The 20,660-nt window shown below is 36.5% G+C and carries 10 protein-coding genes; 8 read left to right on the forward strand and 2 right to left on the reverse strand.

Translation table 11 applies throughout. The features are described 5' to 3' along the window. From AC07XN_RS01170 to AC07XN_RS01195, 6 genes are all read left to right on the forward strand, one after another. Positions 1-487: hypothetical protein (locus AC07XN_RS01170; RefSeq protein ID WP_494741752.1), on the forward strand; the 487-nt coding region annotated here is incomplete at its 5' end. A gap of 135 nt (positions 488-622) precedes the next feature. Beyond that, positions 623-1,216 (forward strand): RNA polymerase sigma factor, encoded by a 594-nt coding sequence (locus AC07XN_RS01175; protein ID WP_309920743.1) that lies wholly within the window; start codon positions 623-625, stop codon positions 1,214-1,216. A 199-nt stretch (positions 1,217-1,415) separates the two neighbouring features. Continuing rightward, positions 1,416-2,534 carry a FecR family protein gene (locus tag AC07XN_RS01180; protein WP_494741753.1) on the forward strand — a complete coding sequence of 373 codons (1,119 nt, stop codon included), beginning with the start codon at positions 1,416-1,418 and terminating at the stop codon, positions 2,532-2,534. Between the two features lie 199 nt (positions 2,535-2,733). Then, entirely contained in the window at positions 2,734-6,045 is a 3,312-nt protein-coding gene (locus tag AC07XN_RS01185) for a TonB-dependent receptor (protein ID WP_494741754.1), read from the forward strand. Positions 6,046-6,056: 11 nt separating this feature from the next. Further along, positions 6,057-7,697, forward strand: a complete 1,641-nt coding sequence (locus AC07XN_RS01190; RefSeq protein WP_494741755.1) for a RagB/SusD family nutrient uptake outer membrane protein — start codon at positions 6,057-6,059, stop codon at positions 7,695-7,697. Positions 7,698-7,971: 274 nt separating this feature from the next. Further along, positions 7,972-11,337: a VCBS repeat-containing protein gene (locus AC07XN_RS01195; protein ID WP_494741756.1), complete on the forward strand. Its 3,366-nt coding sequence runs from the start codon at positions 7,972-7,974 to the stop codon at positions 11,335-11,337. A gap of 5 nt (positions 11,338-11,342) precedes the next feature. Here AC07XN_RS01195 and AC07XN_RS01200 read toward each other — a convergent pair whose 3' ends face one another. After that, complete coding sequence (locus tag AC07XN_RS01200; protein WP_494741757.1) at positions 11,343-12,575, reverse strand: alkaline phosphatase family protein; 1,233 nt, start codon at positions 12,573-12,575, stop codon at positions 11,343-11,345. Positions 12,576-12,948: 373 nt separating this feature from the next. Here AC07XN_RS01200 and AC07XN_RS01205 point away from each other — a divergent pair, with 373 nt between their 5' ends. Next, the gene (locus AC07XN_RS01205) at positions 12,949-13,938 is read left to right on the forward strand and encodes a sterol desaturase family protein (protein ID WP_494741758.1); all 990 of its coding nucleotides are present in this window, start codon (positions 12,949-12,951) and stop codon (positions 13,936-13,938) included. A 238-nt stretch (positions 13,939-14,176) separates the two neighbouring features. On the opposite strand, the gene AC07XN_RS01210 is transcribed toward AC07XN_RS01205, so the two are convergent. Then, on the reverse strand, positions 14,177-15,817 hold the full coding sequence (locus AC07XN_RS01210) for a M28 family metallopeptidase (RefSeq protein ID WP_494741759.1): 1,641 nt from the start codon (positions 15,815-15,817) through the stop codon (positions 14,177-14,179). 946 nt (positions 15,818-16,763) lie between these two features. On the opposite strand from AC07XN_RS01210, the gene rpoB reads away from it, so the two are divergent. Next, entirely contained in the window at positions 16,764-20,624 is a 3,861-nt protein-coding gene (gene rpoB / locus AC07XN_RS01215; protein ID WP_309921116.1) for a DNA-directed RNA polymerase subunit beta, read from the forward strand. Positions 20,625-20,660 lie beyond the last annotated feature (36 nt).

A 20,660-nucleotide genomic window follows, 5' to 3' on the forward strand; every position in this document is an offset into this window, starting at 1 on the left:
GCTAAATAACGTTATAGACATTGAAGTTAATAACTTTATTGAGGAACAAATTTTAATGGTTTTTCTACCAATTTCAGATTATTTAAAGAAAGATTATATTCTTTCAAAAAAGGATTTGCCTCAAATAAACGCAAGCTTAATTTTATCATTTGCATTATTGAAGAGTATCACTAATAATGGCATAGACATAGAAAGTTATCTAAAAATTCTAAGATATACTTTATCAATCAATATGAATTTATTAGAGGATAAACGTTTGTTAAACTGCTTTATAATACTATTTGCAAAAAAACAATACCATTCAGTACTCTCTTTTTTTGAAGAAACGCCAGCATTCAAAGACCGCCTAAAACCAATTTATTTTTTAACAATGGAATATTTAAAAGACGAATATCCAAACGAGTATCTGAAAGCAGGTGAGGAATACAGAGAAACAATTGAGGAATTAAAAGCAAGCGTAAAATTGTTTGAGGAACATTTGAATTAAGGATTGAAGTATTTTTTCGAGAGTATTTTGTGCTATCACAATACCTTTAATATTAGTAGAACCAACCACTTAATAACATAAAGTATTGTTATTTTTAGATATTGTTGGTTATTTCGTGTAAATATTGCTTGAAAAATGACCAACCCCATTAAAAGTACACAACTATCGCAAGAACAATTGCTCTGGAATCATTTCAGAGCAGGTGACGAGGTGGCTTTTACACAATTATCTAAGCAGTATTATAAAACGTTGGTGCATTATGGCAGAAAGTTTACCTCCAACAATCAAATCATTGAGGATGCTATTCAAGACTTGTTGATAAAATTATGGATTCGCCGTGCTTCTCTCAATGAAGTAGAATCTGTAAAATTTTATTTATTAAGGGCTTTTAGAAACCAACTTTTCAAAACCTTGCAACTTTTCAAGGCTGTGCCTTTAGAAGATGATTTTAACGATATTCATGTGGAGGATTCTTCTGAAATATCTTTTATCGCAGAAGAATCTTCAAAAAGCATTAATAGCAAAGTATCGTCTTCCTTAAAACAGTTGCCAGAAAGGCAACGCGAAATCCTGTACCTTCGATTTTACCAAGACCTTCGGGTGGAGGAAATCGCTCAATTACTTCAAATAAAACCACAATCGGTTAGTAATACTATCCAGAGAGCTTTAGCCACTATTCGCGAAAACTGGGAACTTGTATTGCTACTATTCTGCTGGTTGACTTTCTAATATTTTACCTCCTACCTCATTATATTTCCCTAAGTAGCATTTCAAAGTAGGTTTTTAGCAAACCGAAAGGCTTGATAATTAGCGAAATATGAAGCCAAAAAAAATATTTGTATAATTTTATTAAAAAATTGTCTTTTTTGTGAGTATCCAATGCCCTCTTTTGGGATGTTAGCATTAGAACAGCTATTTCAAGCATTTTATGATAACTAATAAAGAATTTCAAGAGCTATTGGAAAATCCAAGTTTCAGGACTTGGGTATTTGATAGAAATTCACAAGATGGTGCTTACTGGACATCTTGGATAGCAGCAGATATAGATAGAAAGGAACTTGTAGAACATGCCCGAGATTTCTTAATGTCGATTCAAGGGGAAGCTGTTGATTTGGAAGACCAGTATATCGATTCTCAGATTCAGAAAGCAATCACCGAAGCTAAAAAACAAGAGCATTTACCAGAAGAAGAAGTAGAAATAACCGAAGTGGTTCCGCTTTGGAGAAGATATTGGGCAGTAGCAGCATCTATTATCGTATTGATAGGCATAAGTTGGTTTTTCTTGAATAAAAATGAAGGAAAACAAGAATATGCCCTCTATCAAAAACAGACCTCTGATGCAAAGGCGAATAGTGAACTTGTGGAGGTGATTAATGATGGAGAAAAAAGCAAGCTGGTACAGTTGCCCGATGGGAGCTCAATTATCCTCCAAAAAGATAGTCGATTAAGCTATCAGAAAACATTTAATGGTACCAAAAGAGAAGTTTATTTAATAGGGGAAGCCTTTTTTGAAGTAGCTAAAAATCCTGAACGTCCATTTTTTGTATATGCCAATGAATTGATTACCAAGGTGCTAGGGACAAGCTTTACCATAAAGGCTTTTGGAAAAGATAAAGACATTCGGGTAATTGTAAAAACAGGGAAAGTATCGGTTTTTACCCAACATGATGAAAGTGCTTCACAGCTCAAAAATAATAGAGAACTAACGGGAATGGTTTTAACGGCTAATCAACAGGCTATCTACCAACGTCAGGAAATCAGGCTAGTGAAAGCTATTGTGGATAATCCTGTGATATTAACATTGCCTATTGAAAACCAAAAGTTTGAATTTAATGCAACCCCTATTTCAGAGGTATTTAGCATCCTTGAAAAATCGTATGGAGTAGATATTGTTTATGATGAAGAAGTAATGTCTAAATGTAGCATTACAGCAAAACTTGGTGATGAACCTCTTTTTGAAAAACTAAAATGGATTTGTTCGATTACGGAGGCTAGCTATGAGGTTTCAGATGGGCAAATTATTATTTCTGGTAAATCTTGCAAGTAATTTAATATGAGTACTACATAATCAATAAAAAAGGTGAACAATGTTGACGCATCGTTCACCTAAAATGTCCCCTTCGCTTTGCTTCGACACAAACATCCAGAAATGGATGAGGGGATTCCTTTGCCAATTCTTTCCAACTAACAAATTATTCAAAAGTATGAAAAAAAAGTTGCCATCGTATCAAATTTTACGAAAAATCATGAAAATCAGTTTACTGCAAATCGCTTTATCTGTTTTGTGCATGAGCTTCTCATTTGCTCATGATACTAAAGCTCAAGATTTGTTGAACAAGAAAGTGACACTCCATTTGAAAAAGAATGAAGTAGAGGATGTTTTACAAAAAATTGAAAAGTTAGTGGGAATCAATTTTATGTATAGTCCCGAGTTGATTGAATCAAAAAGAAAGGTTTCAATTGATGCAGAAGGAAAACCACTTTCTGAGGTTTTGACTGACTTTTTATCTCCATTAAGTATTAATTATGAAGTATCTGGACAGCAAATTCTTTTAAAAAGAAAAAACGAAGTTCCCTCAGAAAACAAAATCAGTACCGCCCAAGCGTCCGAAAAAATTGAGGATGTAATAACGGGTACTGTCACGGATGATAAGGGGGAAGCACTTGTTGGAGTAAGTATTTTAATAAAAGGAACAAGCAGGGGGACTACTACCGACCCAAACGGAAAGTTTAAGCTATCAATTCCGAACGAACAAGCCGTTTTGGTATTTACTTCTGTGGGATATTTAAAAAGCGAAGTTGTTGTTGGCAAGCAAACTTCACTGAATGTAGTTTTAAAGGCAGATATTGGCAATCTTGATGAAGTAATTGTAGTAGGTTATGGTACGCAAAAGAAAAGTGAAATTTCTGGGGCAGTATCTGTCGTAACACCCAAAGAAATAAGTCAGAATCCTTCCCCAAACCTTAGTAATTCATTAGTTGGACAAACCGCAGGGCTTATCGCTACGCAACGTTCAGGGGAACCGGGCAAAGATGCTTCTAATATTTATATCAGGGGTATTGGTACTACAGGAGATGCTTCGCCAATCTTTGTTATTGATGGAATTGTGCGTTCTTCTAGCGACTTTGCTCAGTTAAATTCTAGTGAAATACAGTCTTTCTCTATCTTGAAAGATGCCGCAAGTGCTGCTGTTTTTGGGATTCGTGCGGGTAACGGTGTAATTCTTGTGACTACTAAAAGAGGTGCAGAGGGAAAAATGCAAATCAATTTTTCTTCTAACATAGGGGTACAAGAAAGAACCAGAAACCCTCAATTTTTGAATTCATACGAATTTGCATCATTATATAATGAAGCTTTGGCTAATGAAGGAAAATCTCCACTTTATACCGAAGACGACTTACAAAAGTATCGCACGCATTCAAGTCCTGATACACATCCAGATTCCGATTGGTTTTCTGTATTGAAAAAAAGTGCTTTAATGCGTAGTTACAACCTATCAGCTTCAGGTGGGTCGGATAAAATACGCTATGCTACTTCCTTTGGTTATTTAAAACAAGAGGGTATCATTCCTTCAAACGTATTCGATAGATACAATTTTAGAACTAATATTGATGCTAATGTTACCAGTACTACCAAGCTATCATTTGATATTTCTGGTAGAGATGAAAAAACTAATAATGTGGCATCAACAGAGGTATTTCGTTGGATGTCTGGAACGCCACCCAATAGAGCACCCATTCAATGGTCGAACGGACAGTATTCTAATGGTCCGTCTTATTTAACATTACCTGATAATGGATACAGAAAAACTGGCATACAGTCGTTCAGAGGCAGAATAGAATTAGAGCAACAATTGCCATTTATACCTGGTCTATCAATAAAAGGAATAGCAGCTTATGACAAAACTTTTACAGGAGACAAAAACTGGACTTTTACTAAAATTCCATTTTATAGCAGAAACCCAGACGGAACTTTTGTAGAAGGAGCAAAGGGTGCTAGTTTGTTGGAACAAAGAAATTATGATGACCAATCGGTAACATTAGAAACACACTTGAACTACAAAAAGACGATTGGATTAAGTGCATTATCAGGGTTATTATTATATACACAAACAAAACAGTCATGGAATTCATTATGGGCTTCAAGAGATGGCTATAATTTAGGGATTGATGAGCTGAATTTTGGTGCAGCCGCCAACCGTAACAATAGTGGTTATTCGGGAAGTAGTGGAAGACAAGGGATTGTAGGTAGATTTAACTGGTCTTATGATGACAAATATACGATTGAAGGTAGCTTTAGAGCCGATGGTTCAGAGCAGTTTGCTAAAGGAAAACGTTGGGGCTTTTTCCCTTCAGTTTCGCTAGGGTATGTAATATCACAAGAGTCATTCCTGAAAGAATCTTCAACAATTGATTACTTAAAGATTCGTGGTTCTTACGGTATTTTAGGAAACGACCGTTTGGGTAGCCAAAGATTCCTTTATTTACAATCTTACTATGTAAATAGTTCAGCCGTTTTTGGTAATGGAAGCGTACAACCGGGTATTGATGAAGGTCGTTTGTCTAATCCAGATGTAACATGGGAAACTGTTAAAAAACTTAATATTGGTGTTGACGGAACGTTTTGGAAAGGTAAATTGACGACCAGTGTCGACTATTTCTTTGATAAAAGAAGCGATATCCTAGCAGATAGAAACCTTTCAGTGCCGGGTCTTTTGGGTATTGGATTACCGATTGAAAACCTCGCAAAAGTTAATAATGGAGGGATTGAAATAACCGTAGGTCATAAGAATAGAGTAAACAAAGATTTACGTTATTCGATGAGTGGAAACTTCACTTTTGTGAAAAACAAAATTATTTTCATTGATGAAGCTGATTCAGAAAATCCAAACATCAAGAGAACAGGTCAGCCGCTTAATACGCAATTTGGACTTAGAGCGATAGGAATATTCCAAACGCAACAAGAAGTTGACAATGCACCAACCCAAATAGGAAAGACGGCCCCTGGCGATATTCGTTTTGAAGACATCAACAAAGATGGTAAAATAAACGACCTAGATAGAGTACCTATCGGAAAATCTAATACGCCAGAAATTATTTTTGGGTATAACGGTAACGTGCAATACAAAAACTTTGAATTTTCATTCCTATTTCAAGGAGCTACCAATGTGAACCAATATTATGCAGGCGAAGGTGCATGGCCATTTTTTGTAGGGGCGGGTGCTTTGCAATCAAATTTGGATCGTTGGACGCCAACAAACCCTAATGCCAGTGAGCCACGTGTACTAATTGATGTGAGTAACCTTAACCACAGTGAATCTTCATTCTGGATGAAAGATGCCTCGTATATACGTCTTAAAAATATAGAATTGGCGTATAATCTTCCGGTAGATAAATTAAAGCAAAAATTCATTAAAGGCTTACGCATTTATGTCAATGCCAATAACATAGCTACGTGGTCGAAGATAAAAAATTATGACCCTGAAAATGCAAGTGGTAGAGGGTGGGATTACCCACAATTCAGAATATGGAATGCAGGAGTAAACTTTAAATTTTAGAAGACATCAAGATGAATATAATTATTAAAAATACAATATTACGTCAATGTACGCTAGTGGCGTGCATCTCAATACTTTTAGGTTGTGATAGCGGTATCTTAGACCAAGTGCCTAAAGATTCGCTTACAGAAGAAACAGTTTGGACTGACCCACAAGGAGCAACACAATTTATTAATGCCATTTACGGGCGAATGCCTTCAGGCTTTGACCGCAACTACCAAGGCTGGGCTAAGGGGCTTTATTTATTAGATGGTGTTTCGGATGATGGCGAAGTGTGTATGCCTTGGACGCATTCTAACGAGTTACAATCGGGTAATTTTTTACCTTCTGGAACTCCTTGGGGTGAAACATGGGGTGATTATTATGCCTTAGTCAGAAAAACAAATGTTGCCTTAGAGAACCTTGGTAGACTAAAAGATGAGACCCTTAGGAATCGTCTTATGGGAGAAACCTATTTTTTAAGAGGGTTTATTTATCATGAACTTTTGAGATTATACGGACAGAAATCTACAGGTAGCGAACCTACAGGAGTACCATTAATCAGTAAAAGCTTGACACTTAATGATAATTTTCAATTACCGAGAGCTACTTATGACCAAGTGGTAGATTTTATCTTAAGCGATATGGATAAAGCGGCTTCATTATTACCTAAAAAAGGAGCTATTGAAGCAGGTAGAGCAACATCAGGGGCAGCAAATGCGTTAAAAAGTCGTGTGTTATTATATGCCGAACGTTGGGCTGCTGCGGCAGATGCTGCTAATAAAGTAATTAATACAGACTATACGTTGTTCAGTGATTATAGAACCTTGTTTCTTGTAAAGAACAATAACGAAGTAATATTTGCGAAGAAATTTCAAGCACCTGATAAAGTTCATTATGGATTGAATAACGGATTTGACGTTGTGAATACACCGCCTTCATTCAAAGGAGGTAGTGATGCGGGATGGGGTGGTAATGTACCTACTCAGAATTTCGTAGACTCTTACGAGATGATTGATGGAAAGTCTCAAACTACTTCTCCTTTATATAAACCAACTGATCCTTATACAAATCTTGACCCTCGTTTTGAAGCAACAGTAGTACATAATGGTTCTACTTTCCGCGGAAAAGTAATAGAATTGTTCCCTGGCGGAGGAGATGTAACTGGTAAGCCTGAAGATACAAAAACAGGGTATATTCTGCGTAAATTTCATGAAGAGCAATATGTTATTTATACAAAAAGTAGTGACCAAGATTGGATTTTTATGAGATATGCAGAGGTTTTGTTAAATTATGCAGAAGCTAAAAATGAAGCGTCTGGTCCTGATGCTACGGTATATAATGCCATCAACGCTATCAGAAAAAGAGCAGGTATGCCAGATTTAGAAACAGGACTTTCAAAAGAACAAATGCGAGCTAAAATCAGAAATGAGCGTAGAATAGAGCTAGCCTTCGAAGAACACAGATTCTTTGATATTCGTCGATGGAAAATAGCTGAAAGCTTATTGAATGGGCCTTTGTATGGGATGAAAGTAACTAAAACTGGTAATACGCTTACTTATACAAAGTATGCTTTTGAAACACGAAGTTTCCCATCTAAATTATATGTGTTACCGATTCCACAATCTGAAATAGATAAAAACCCAGCGGCTAAACAAATAGCTGGTTGGTAATTATTTCAATGAAGCTGTTTGAATTTTCCGTTTCTGAGGTGAAAGTATTGTATTTTTGAATTGATTTTTTCAAAATTTGCGAGGCATAGCATCGCTACGCTGAGAAAATGTTGAAACAAGCTATTCTAAAAGACTTAGTTTAACCCGAAAGGGAAAGTTTAAACAGCTTCAATGTTTTAATAGTTGAATTTATTTAATCAAAGAGGTTATTAAGGACTAACATGCTATAAAGTTAATTCTTGATAACCTCTTTCAATATTCTGGCTTTTTCACAATGATACAGCGACTTCTTCTTTTGTTAGTACCTTTTGTTTTATATGCTTGTAAGTCATCCACAGACGAACCTTTGTTTCATCTGGTAAAACCCGAAGATTCGGGAATAACGTTTGTGAATGAAATTCAAGAAAATGAACAATTAAATGTATTAGAATATCAGTATTTATACAATGGTAGTGGGGTTGCTATCGGCGATGTAAATAATGATGGACTACCTGATGTTTATTTTTCAGGAAATATGGTTTCGAATAAACTATATCTCAACAAAGGGAAATCAGATAAAGCAGCTTTTCAGTTTGAAGACGTGACAGATATTGCAGGGGTGGCTGGTAGAAAGAAATGGAAAACAGGCGTGACAATGGTTGATATCAATGCCGATGGAAAGCTTGATATTTATGTTTGTTACTCAGGGTCGGGTACTGACGAAGACCGAAGAAATGAACTGTATATCAATACAGGAAGCAAAATTGGTGTTCCCACTTTTGTGGAAAGTGCGGCAAAGTATGGCTTAGATGCCGTTGGTACATTTACCACACAGGTGGCTTTTTTTGATATGGACCATGATGGCGACCTTGATATGTTTATGGTCAATCATGCAGATATGTTTTATAATGCATTTTTTAATACTGAAAAGCTACGAAAAACGAGACATCCTAAATTTGGGAATAGGCTATACAGAAACGACAAGGGATATTTTACAGATATAAGCGACGAAGCAGGGATTAATGGAAGTGGTTTGAACTTTGGGTTGAGTGTTGCCATTGGCGATGTAAACAATGATGGTTGGGCAGATTTGTACGTAACCAACGATTATAACGAGCAAGATTTTTTATACCTAAACCTTAAAAATGGACATTTCTCTGAGATATTGAAGAAAAGTATTGGGCATATTTCTAAGTTTTCGATGGGGTCGGATATTGTTGATTTCAACAATGACCAAAATGCAGATATTGTAACATTAGATATGCTTCCAGAGGATAATCGTAGGCAGAAACTATTAAAAGGACCAGATGAATACGATACCTATCAATTACTGGTAGATAGTGGTTTCCATCATCAGAATATGCGCAATATGTTGCAGATGAATGTTGGCAATAATAGCGAAGGCATCCCACAATTTAGTGAAATAGGGCAACTAGCAGGAATGTCTAATACCGATTGGAGTTGGAGTCCGCTAGTGTGTGATTTAGATAATGATGGTAACAAAGATTTATACATTACCAATGGCTATTTACGAGATTTCACTAGCATGGATTTCTTGAAATATACTTATCAAGAAGAAGTAAATAAAGCCAAAGCACTGGGGCAAAAAATTAATACTTGGGAGTTGATTAAAAAGATGTCGAGTACCAAAATTAGTAATTATTGCTTTTTGAACAGAAACAGTAAAGAAGGCTTGGTCTTTCAAAATATAACAGAAAAATGGGGTTTGTCTGAACCCTCTATTAGCACAGGTGCTGCTTATGCTGATTTAGACAACGATGGAGACTTAGATTTGGTTGTCAGCAACAGCAATTCGCCCGCTATGGTTTATGAGAATCGTAGCAGACAAGTTTCAACCAATCATTATATTAAACTGCATTTGAGGGATAGCGGAGGGAATCATTTTGGATTAGGTGCAAAAGTGATACTGAAAACAGCGCATTCAACCCAAATGCAGGAAATGTATCCTTCACACGGCTTTCAGAGCAGTGTTGAGCCATCATTACATTTTGGATTAGGAAAGGATACAACAATAAAATCAATAGAAATATATTGGACTAATGGGAAAAAAACGCAACTGAACAATATTAAGGCTGATACAGCTATCACTATTCATAGCAATACGGCTAGGATTAATAACCAGAAAGTTCAGACTCCTGCCTTTTGGTTTGCGGATAATTCAACCTCAGCAGGTTTTTCATATACGCATCAAGAAATGCCTTATGTCGATTTCAAGCATCAATCACTCTTACCTTATCAGATTTCTAAACAAGGACCATTTATAGCTAAAGGAGATGTAAATGGAGATGGGTTAGAAGATGTTTTTGTAGGAGGAAACCAAGTGCATTCAGGGGAGTTATACCTTCAAAATGCTAGTGGAGGCTTTCAGCGAAGTGCTGCTCAACCTTGGGAGAAAGAAACATTGTCCAAAGATATGGGGATGAGCTTTTTGGATGCTGATAAGGATGGAGACCTAGATTTATTTATTGCAAGAGGAGGAACAGAATTCGATGCGCATCATGAAGTGTATCAAGACCAATTGTATATCAACAATGGCAAAGGCATTTTTACTAAAGCTAAAAAAACGTTGCCAGATTTGACAAGTAACGGAAGTTGTGTAGCAGTAGCAGATTATGATAAAGATGGTGATATTGATGTTTTTGTAGGAGGACGCTCTATGCCAAATAGTTTTCCTGAGGCTGACTATTGTTATTTGCTGAGGAATGAGAGCAAAAATGGAAATATTAAATTTCAGTATGCATCTGAACAAAAAGAGCAAACATTAAGACAACCCGGCATTGTGAATACTGCTTCGTGGACAGACATTAACCATGATGGGTGGTTAGATTTAATTATTGCAGGAGAATTTATGCCCATTACTATCTATGAAAATCATAAAGGACAGTTGGTGAATGCTACAGCCAAGTATGGATTAGAAAATACTGATGGTTTTTGGACAAAGCTAATAATAGAAGACATGGATAACGATGGAGATTTGGATATGATAGCAGGAAATTTAGGTCAAAATACCCAATTCAAAGCCTCTGAAAAAGAGCCATTGAACCTCTGTTATGGCGATTTTGACCAGAATGGCACCATTGAACCACTGATTTGCTATTATATTCAAGGAAAAAGTTATCCTTTGGCTTCGCTTGATGAGTTGGCTAATCAAATGCCTTCGGTTCGTAAGAAATTCTTGAAGTATCAAGAATATGCGGATGCAACGTTAGAAAAATTATTATCACCCGAGCAACTCAAAGATGCTAAAACATTAAAGATTAATACCCTCAGCACAACCTATTTTGAAAATACAGGTAATGGGAAATTTGTGGCTAGAACCTTACCTTTAGCAGCTCAAGCTTCTTTGGTGACAAGTATCATGATAGATGATTTTAATCATGATGGAAATAAAGACATTATAGTAGCTGGTAATTTTTATCCTTGGCGTGTTCAATTAGGAAGGAATGATGCCTCAATAGGTTCTGTTTTGTTAGGCAATGGTCATGGAACATTTACCTCAATCCCTTATCAAACTTCGGGCTTGAGTATTAATGGTGATGTCAGAGATTTGATGGTGGTTAAATCAGCCAATCAATCAAAAAACATAATTTTTACTAGAAATACTGGAAAACTTGGAGTTTTAAAACAGTTGGTGAAGTAAGAAACTTACTTCACCAATACCCAGCGATTTACAGTATTATATCGTCCTTCTATCAATATTTTGTAGAGGGATGATTTTTTTGTACTAACATCAATTTTCAAAGATTCTTTCGCTGTTGGTACAGTATCAATTAATTCATAAATATCTTTTCCACCCTCTTCAAAATGATTACTTGTACTCAGCCATATTTTTACTTCTCCTTTTTTCTCCAAAGCTTTCCAACTAATTTGTAAACTATCATTCGCTAAAACCGCATTTGGATTGGCCACTGAAATTGGATTGATTAATGCTACACCATCCATTTCAACTAGATTTTCTTTCGGAATTTCTAAACCCATAAAACGAGCAATCGTAGGCAGAATATCCACAATGGCAGGTTGATTTTCCTGAAAATAATTGTTCAGTTTTGGTGTATTCGTTGCTATCCATGTAGTACGTTCTCTGTCTGATTGCCCTCCATGATTTTTGCCTGTTTTGGCATCTCTTCCGTGGTCAGTAGTAATCACGATTAGCCAATCTTCTTTGAAGTTCTTCTTTCTATATTCAATAGCCTCCCATACTTTGCCGATTTGGTTATCTACATAGCCTAATGCTTTAGTAAATTGCTCGCTGTCACCATATTTATGTCCCATGTCGTCAGAATACTCTAAATATACCCACGAAAGGTCTGGAGCGTTTTCCTTAATAGTTTTAGCGGCTTCATCACTTACTTTCTCATCAATTTTATGAATGTATTCACTTTGTTTATCATGAGGATAAGTAAGCGTATCTAATTCATAACCATCCGCCACAAAATCCATTTTGATATTACCTGCATCTGCTAAAGATTCGCCAATGAGTTTGGTTCTATTATCTAGCCAAGTAGAGAAAACCCCTATTTTTTTTGCTGGATATTGGCTTTTCAATAGTCTAAAGATATTCCAATAATGATAATTAGGCTTTTTTATATCGTTACCCCAAACATTGTGTTTATTTACCCACGTACTTGTTAATAAACTATTATAACCTACAGCCGAAATCGTAGGAGTTTGTGAATATTGCCCCTTTTCACCACCCACATAAGCTCTTTTATAAGCACCAAGGCTACTGATTTTTTTCAGATTAGGCATATCTGTTTTTTCAATCGCATCGGCCGGAATGCCATCTACAATCATAAAAACTACTTTTTTAGCAGTTTTCTGTGAAAAAACAGTGGAAGAAAAAATCAGGAAAGTAAAAAGAATTTGAAAAGTTTTCATGGTTTTATTTTAGTTGTCTCTTTGTTAATGAATTCAAAGTTATTAGCCTACAAAATTCCATTTTCTTCCTCAAAACGCTATCATTATCTGTTTTATTTAATTGTTAATAAGCTGTGAGATTTTAGATGTCGGATTTCGGCAATCAGATTTCGGATTTTAGAATAGCTTTGCTTTATTCAATTTAAAATCACTAAATCTTCAATCACTCATTCCCTCAATAAACAAATCCCTACAAATCAGTAGAGTATTTATTTGCGGTATTTATATTTTCGCTTTTATTGATGAGACAAAAACTAAAAATACTCATAGTATGAAGAGACGACAGCTTATCAACAAATAATCACTCATTCACAATTCACTCATTAACTTATCTATGGAATTTTTAGAAACACTTTATCAAGAAATTGTTGGCTTTTTTAGTTTCAATGGACTTGTCGAAATTATTAAATCAGGTAATTATCAAGCATTACTTACGCAAGATGGTATTGGTAAAGCTTTAGGACCATTGATTCCTGTATTGTTATTCATTGAAATTATTCGTGCTTTATTCTATCGCCGACTTACTTTTCATCAATACAAAATTTCCTTTTTTACCTATGTTTTCAATCGGTTTATCTCTCGATTTATCTCGATTGGCATGGTTGGGGTGTGTATTGCTTTGTTTGAGCCTTATGCAGTTTTTAAATCTGAATTTACTTGGTATTGGTTTATTTATGGCTATATAGTGTGGGAGTTTGCTCATTTTATCTATCATTTTCTAGGACATAAAGTACGCCTTTTCTGGTGTCTGCACTCTACACATCACGCACCCGAATACATGAATTTGTCAGTGACTTATACACACTTTTTTCTGGAAGCTCCTTATGCCGATATTATTCGCACTACTATCTGTATTTTATTAGGTGTAAATCCCCCCTTATTGTTTCTCATCATGTTTATTGATGGTACATGGGGAGCTTTTATCCATGTCGGAGAGAATATTATGCATGACGGTCGTTTGGGTTTTTTGAATAAAATCATTCTTACACCTTCACACCACAGAGTACACCATGCCAAAAACCCTATATATATGGATACTAATTTTTGTAATCTATTGAATATTTGGGACAAAGCTTTTGGTACGCTGCAAGACGAAAAAGAAGAGGAAGTGATAGAATATGGTATTAGCAGACCAATGAAATCTGGCGATTTTTTAGATGCTTATTTTGGCGAAATCACTTTGTTGGTGAAAGATGTTTATCAAGCCCCGAGCCTAAAAGCTAAGGTTTTGTATATTTTTATGCCTCCAGGTTGGCATCACTCAGGCAATCATAAAACGGCGAAAATGGTAAAGAAGGAGTATTTTAATAGCGTTAAGGTTTGAGTTTCGAGCAGTGAGCTACAAGATTTTTGCCTGCTATTTCATGTCTTTAGACATGAAACCACAAATAATAATACTTCGCAAAATATGGGAGTATTTTGATAGTGTTGAGAGGTAAGATTTACAATACTCATGGCATGACTGACATTTTATTGTTTATTCTGAAAACAACTTGATAGTCATGCCATGAGTATAATATTAAAGCTCAAGGCTCAAAGCTGATAGCTTAAAGCTAAAAACCCTACTTCCCAAATTTCCCACCAAAGAAATCACCTTTATTCCAAGTAGGAGCGACGCTATCGTTGGCAACAAAATAGCCAATCAAGAAATTTAGTTTTACATGAGTAGCGGAAGCTTGGAAGTCGAAAGGCTGACTCATATCATCTTGTGGTGTATGATACGTGGTAGTTCGCCATGCCACATCCGATTTACTTCTGTCAATCGTATCCGTTGGTACTGTCATAAATCCACTTTTGATAAATAAGGCAGGAATACCCTTTTTGATAAAGCTAAAATGATCGCTTCTTACAAAAACCACTTGTTCTGGAAAAGGGTCTGGACTCACTTTCAATTTAAGTATTTCCGTGGCTTGCTTTACTTGTTTTGAAAGGCTTGAATGTTGTGCTCCATAAGGAACAACGTCTAGCACAGGATGGAAGAAAAAAGGCATATCAATGGCTAAGTTTGCTACAATTTTACCATCTTTTATCGGCGCATTTGTGGCAAAATAATCAGAACCTAACAAGCCATATTCTTCACCCGTAACTACTGTAATAATTATTGAACGCTTAGGTGCTTTGGGTAAAGAACGATACGCATGGGCGATTTCTAAGAGGATTGAAACCCCTGAAGCATTATCGTGCGCACCATTATAAATAGAATCATTTTTTACAGATGCACCAATACCAAAATGGTCAAGATGAGCGGCGTACACTACATATTCATCCTTGAGTTTTGGGTCGCTTCCTTCGATAAGTCCTACTAAATTTGAGCCTTGTACAAATTGATAAGCTGTTTTTACTTTGATTTTGGCACTAACATTTAAAGGGAAAGATTGTACTTTTCCTGCTTTGGCATTGCTGTAAATCTCGTCTGTTTTTTTGTCAGTATTACTAAATAGCTTTTCAGCATGTTCGGTGTTAAAAAAGATTACACCTTTTAATTCAGGAAAACCATCTTTGGCTATATTGTTGTCATCCAGCCATTTAAAAGAGCCTTGTTTTGCACGACGGACAGTGGCGTCCCAAGTAGTTCTTTTGTCAGTAGGAAGGTTAAATGAAATTACGCCGACAGCACCACGCTTGATAGCTTCGTTAGATTTAACAGTATTGTTGGTAAAATAGGCTCTTTCATTTGAGGGAAAAGTTTCTGGAGCACCATTGAGTATCACTACGATTTTGCCTTTTACATCAATGTTTTGATAATCGTCATAATTCATTTCGGGTGCATGTACTCCAAAGCCAACAAAAACTAGAGGGGCTTCAATCTCAGAGGCTTCATTAATAAAGTTTGGACTAGCAATAAAGTGCTTGCCATAATCTAACGTTTCTTCTTTCCCATTGATAACCAAACTCAAACCACTTGCTTTGTCATTTACTATGCCTTTTCTAAGGGGTACTTTTTGAATATATGAATTTCCATTGATGACAGGCTTCAAACCCAAAGCCATAAATTCTGTTTCAATATATTTTGATGCTAAAGCGAAACCTTTTGTTCCGGGCTGACGACCTTCTAATAAATCATCGGCGAGGTAGGTCATTGTGGCTTTAATAGCATCAGGATTAATCGCTTGAAGGGCTTGTTTGGGTACAGATTGCCCAAAAGTCAAGGATTGTGCAGATAAAAATAGGAGGGAAATCCCTGTTATTAAGTTTTTTTTCATGTTGATGAATTATTGAGTGATTTAGTGAATGTGTGATTTAGTGATTGATAATCGATGAATGGATGATTGACTTAAAGTTGTTTAGTTTAAGATGAGATAGTTAAAATAAAAACTCAACCTTTTCTATTAGCTGGCGACTTAAATCCTATCGATTACCCACAAGTGCATAAGTAATTGATAATCAAAGCGAATTAACCTCACCCCCAACCCCTCTCCTTCAGAGAGGGGAGCTTTAAACTCCAAAGTCTGCCCCCCTTCTCTGAAGGAGAAGGGGCTGGGGGATGAGGTTTGAAAGGCGATTTAAGCCCATTTTATCAATAATCTCATCATCATTTTAAATTTTTAAAAGATGTGGGTAATCAATAGGACTTAAGTCGCCAGCTAATAGAAAGATATCAATATACAAGTACACAAAAAAGCTCATTGCTCAAGGCTTAAAGCTCATAGCATTTCACAAAAATACTTAACAAAGCCAGAGTTCATAGTGCTTTAAAATTTTTCTTTGTTGCTTTAATTTAAAAATCTATAGGCGATAGAAAAATATTTTGGGAATAGTAGAAAAATTCACAAATTTTCTTGTCTAATCCCTTGATAATCAAATTAAAATGTGTACTTTTGCAAGCTAGTTGAAACTCGACGAAATCTCTTAGCGTTTCAATAAAAGTTGTTATTTCCGAGACACATCCTTTTTTCGTAGGAAGAATGCAAGGGAAATGATTTACTCACTTCTACGAGGCTCCATTTTTTACTTACGCTAATTTGCTGTAAGTCATTGATTTAAAGATTTTTTAGATATGTTTTTATTCGGAATTGAAAGGTATTTCAATGCAAAAGTTTCCAGTTTGATGTTCCATTGCTGAACATCAAAGACTTTTCTATTGACCTTATTTTACCGATTAAGAAATATCAGATTGTAAACTTCAAAACAGTAACAGCCTTGACACAGATGACAAAAACGGGCAGAATTTCTTTTGCCAAAGTCAAAAACTTACTCGAATACCCAGATTTCTTGGATATTCAGGTTAAGTCGTTTCAGGATTTCTTCCAGTTGGAAACCGCAGCGGAGAATCGTACTGACGAAGGTCTTTTCAAAGTATTTGCTGAGAACTTCCCAATTGCCGATTCTCGTGAAAACTTTGTCCTTCACTTTATTGATTACTCAGTAGATCCACCGAAATACTCTGTTGATGAGTGTATCGACCGTGGTTTGACGTATTCAGTACCTTTGAAAGCAAAGTTGCGCCTTATCTGTAATGATACAGACAACGAAGATTTCGAAACTATCGAACAGGAAGTGTTCTTAGGGAATATCCCTTACATGACTGAACGTGGTTCATTCGTAATTAATGGTGCTGAACGTGTAATCGTATCTCAATTACACCGTTCGCCAGGTGTGTTCTTCTCTCAGAGTCGTCACACAAATGGTACTAAATTATATTCAGCACGTATTATCCCATTCAAAGGTTCTTGGATTGAATTTGCTACAGACGTTAACAACGTAATGTATGCTTATATCGACCGTAAGAAGAAGTTTCCAGTAACTACGCTTTTGCGTGCTATTGGTTATGGTTCTGATAAAGACATTTTAGATTTATTTGGACTTTCAGAAGAAATCAAAGTTGATCGTGCTAACTTGAATAAAGCTGTTGGTCGCCGTTTGGCTGCTAGGGTTTTAAGAACTTGGCAAGAAGATTTCGTAGATGAGGATACTGGTGAAGTAGTTTCTATCGACCGTAACGAAGTATTATTAGAACGTGATTCTACGATTACTTCTGACGATATCGATACAATCATTGATGCTGATTTAGACACAATCATTCTTCACAAAGAAGATATGAACGTGAATGACTATAACATCATCTATAACACTTTACAGAAAGATTCATCTAACTCAGAAAAAGAAGCGGTTGAGCAAATTTACCGTCAGTTGCGTAATACAGAAGCACCTGATGAGCAAACAGCTCGTGATATTATCCAAAACTTGTTCTTCTCTGACAAACGTTATGATTTAGGTGAAGTAGGTCGTTATAGAATCAACAAGAAATTGGGTCATGATATTCCGATGGAAACAAAAGTATTAACGAAAGCAGATATTATCTCTATCGTGAAATACCTAATCGGATTGATTAACTCAAAAGCACTAATTGATGATATTGACCACTTGTCTAACCGTCGTGTTCGTACAGTAGGTGAACAATTATATGCACAGTTTGGTGTTGGTTTGGCTCGTATGGCTCGTACTATCAAAGAACGTATGAACGTTCGTGATAACGAAGACTTCAAGCCAGTTGATTTGATTAATGCTCGTACACTTTCGTCAGTAATCAACTCATTCTTCGGTACTAACCAGCTTTCACAATTTATGGATCAGACCAACCCATTGGCTGAGATTACGCACAAGCGTCGTCTTTCAGCACTTGGACCAGGAGGTTTATCTCGTGAACGTGCAGGTTTTGAGGTTCGTGACGTTCACTATACGCACTACGGTCGTTTGTGTACTATTGAAACACCAGAAGGACCAAACATCGGTTTGATTTCATCACTTTGTGTGCATGCTAAAATCAACTCGATGGGCTTTATCGAAACTCCTTATCGTACAATTGAAGACGGTAAAGTGAAAATCGATGAGATTACATTCTTTACTGCTGAAGAAGAAGATGGCAAAAACATCGTACAAGCGAATGCTCGTTATGATGAAGATGGCGTATTTACTTCTAATCGTGTAAAAGCTCGTTTTGAAGGTGACTTCCCACTAGTAGATCCTAAAGAGGCTCAATTAATGGATATTGCACCAAACCAGATTGTATCGGTAGCGGCTTCTTTGATTCCTTTCTTGGAACATGATGATGCCAACCGTGCTTTGATGGGTTCAAACATGCAACGTCAGGCTGTACCATTGTTACGTCCTGAAAATCCAATTGTAGGTACTGGCTTAGAAGCAAGCGTTGCTTTAGATTCACGTACTTTAGTAGTTGCTGAAGCTGACGGTGTAATTGAATATGTAGATAGTATCAAAATCGTAGTAAAATACGATATGTCGCCAGAAGAATATTTAGTAAGTTTTGACGGAGATACGAAGGAATATAAATTAATTAAATTCCGTAGAACCAACCAAGATACTACTATCAACTTAAAGCCAATCGTTCGTAAAGGACAGCGCGTTTCAAAAGGACAAGCTCTTTGTGAAGGATATGCTACTCAGCAAGGAGAATTAGCACTTGGTCGTAACATGAAAGTGGCCTTCATGCCATGGCAAGGTTACAACTTCGAGGATGCTATTGTAATTTCTGAGAAAGTTGTTCGTGATGACATCTTTACTTCTATTCACATTGAAGAATTTGAATTGGAAGTACGTGATACAAAACGTGGTGAGGAAGAATTAACAGCGGAAATCCCGAACGTAGCAGAAGAAACTGTGAAAAACTTGGATGAAAGCGGTGTGATTCGTGTAGGTTCTGAAGTAAAAGAAGGAGATATCTTGATTGGTAAGATTACACCAAAAGGAGAATCTGACCCAACTCCAGAAGAAAAATTACTACGTGCTATCTTCGGTGATAAAGCAGGTGATGTGAAAGATGCTTCTAAAAAAGCACCTCCATCATTGAAAGGAGTTGTAATTGATACAAAACTTTTCAGCCGTCCTAAGAAAGATAAAGACGAACGCGAGAAAGCTAAGAAAGAAATCGCTGGACTTTCAAAACAATTATCTAAAGATTTGACTGCCATCCGTGCAATGATGATTGGTAAGATGATTGAATTGTTAGAAGGTAAAATTTCTGGTGGTATCAAGCATAAATTCGGAACGGTAATTATTGAAGCAGGAACGAAATTGACTGGTCGTATGATCGAGGAAGCATTGTTCCCAGCTAAAAACTTATACCGTGACGATAGTTCATATAGCGTACCTGAAGAAGCTAACTTATTAGCTGATTTAATTCTTGAAAATGCTACTGAAGAATCTGAAATCAACATCTTGTTGTTACAAATGGTGAAAAACTATAACGTTCGTCGTAACGAAGTAGTAGGTCGCTACAAACGCGAGAAGTTTGTTTTAGAAGTAGGAGATGAATTACCAGCAGGTATTGTGAAATTGGCGAAAGTATATATCGCTAAGAAACGTAAGTTGAAAGTAGGTGATAAGATGGCGGGTCGTCACGGTAACAAAGGGGTAGTTGCCCGTATTGTACGTGATGAAGATATGCCATTCTTGGAAGACGGAACACCAGTTGAAATCGTGTTGAACCCACTAGGGGTACCTTCACGTATGAACATCGGCCAGATTTATGAAACCGTATTAGCATGGGCAGGTGAGAAACTTGGTCGTAAATACGCTTCACCAATCTTTGATGGTGGTACTGAAGCTGAAGTGGCACAAGAATTAGCAGAAGCAGGCTTACCAGCATGGGGACGTACTTACTTATACAATGGTTTAACAGGCGAAATGTTTGACCAACCAGTAACAGTAGGTATTATCTACATGTTGAAATTAGGTCACTTAGTTGATGATAAAATGCACGCTCGTTCAATCGGACCATACTCATTAATTACACAACAACCGTTGGGTGGTAAAGCTCAATTTGGTGGTCAGCGTTTTGGTGAAATGGAGGTTTGGGCATTAGAAGCCTTCGGTGCTGCTAATATCTTGCAAGAAATCTTAACGGTGAAATCTGATGACGTGATTGGTAGAGCTAAGGCCTACGAAGCTATCGTTAAAGGAGAAAGCATGCCAAAACCAGGTATTCCAGAATCATTCAACGTATTGATTCACGAATTAAGAGGTTTAGCATTAGAGATTACGTTAGAGTAATAGATAGATTGGCACACGAGCAATTGTGTGCCAATT

Source organism: Arcicella sp. GW458-12-2-14-TSB2 (assembly GCF_059423785.1).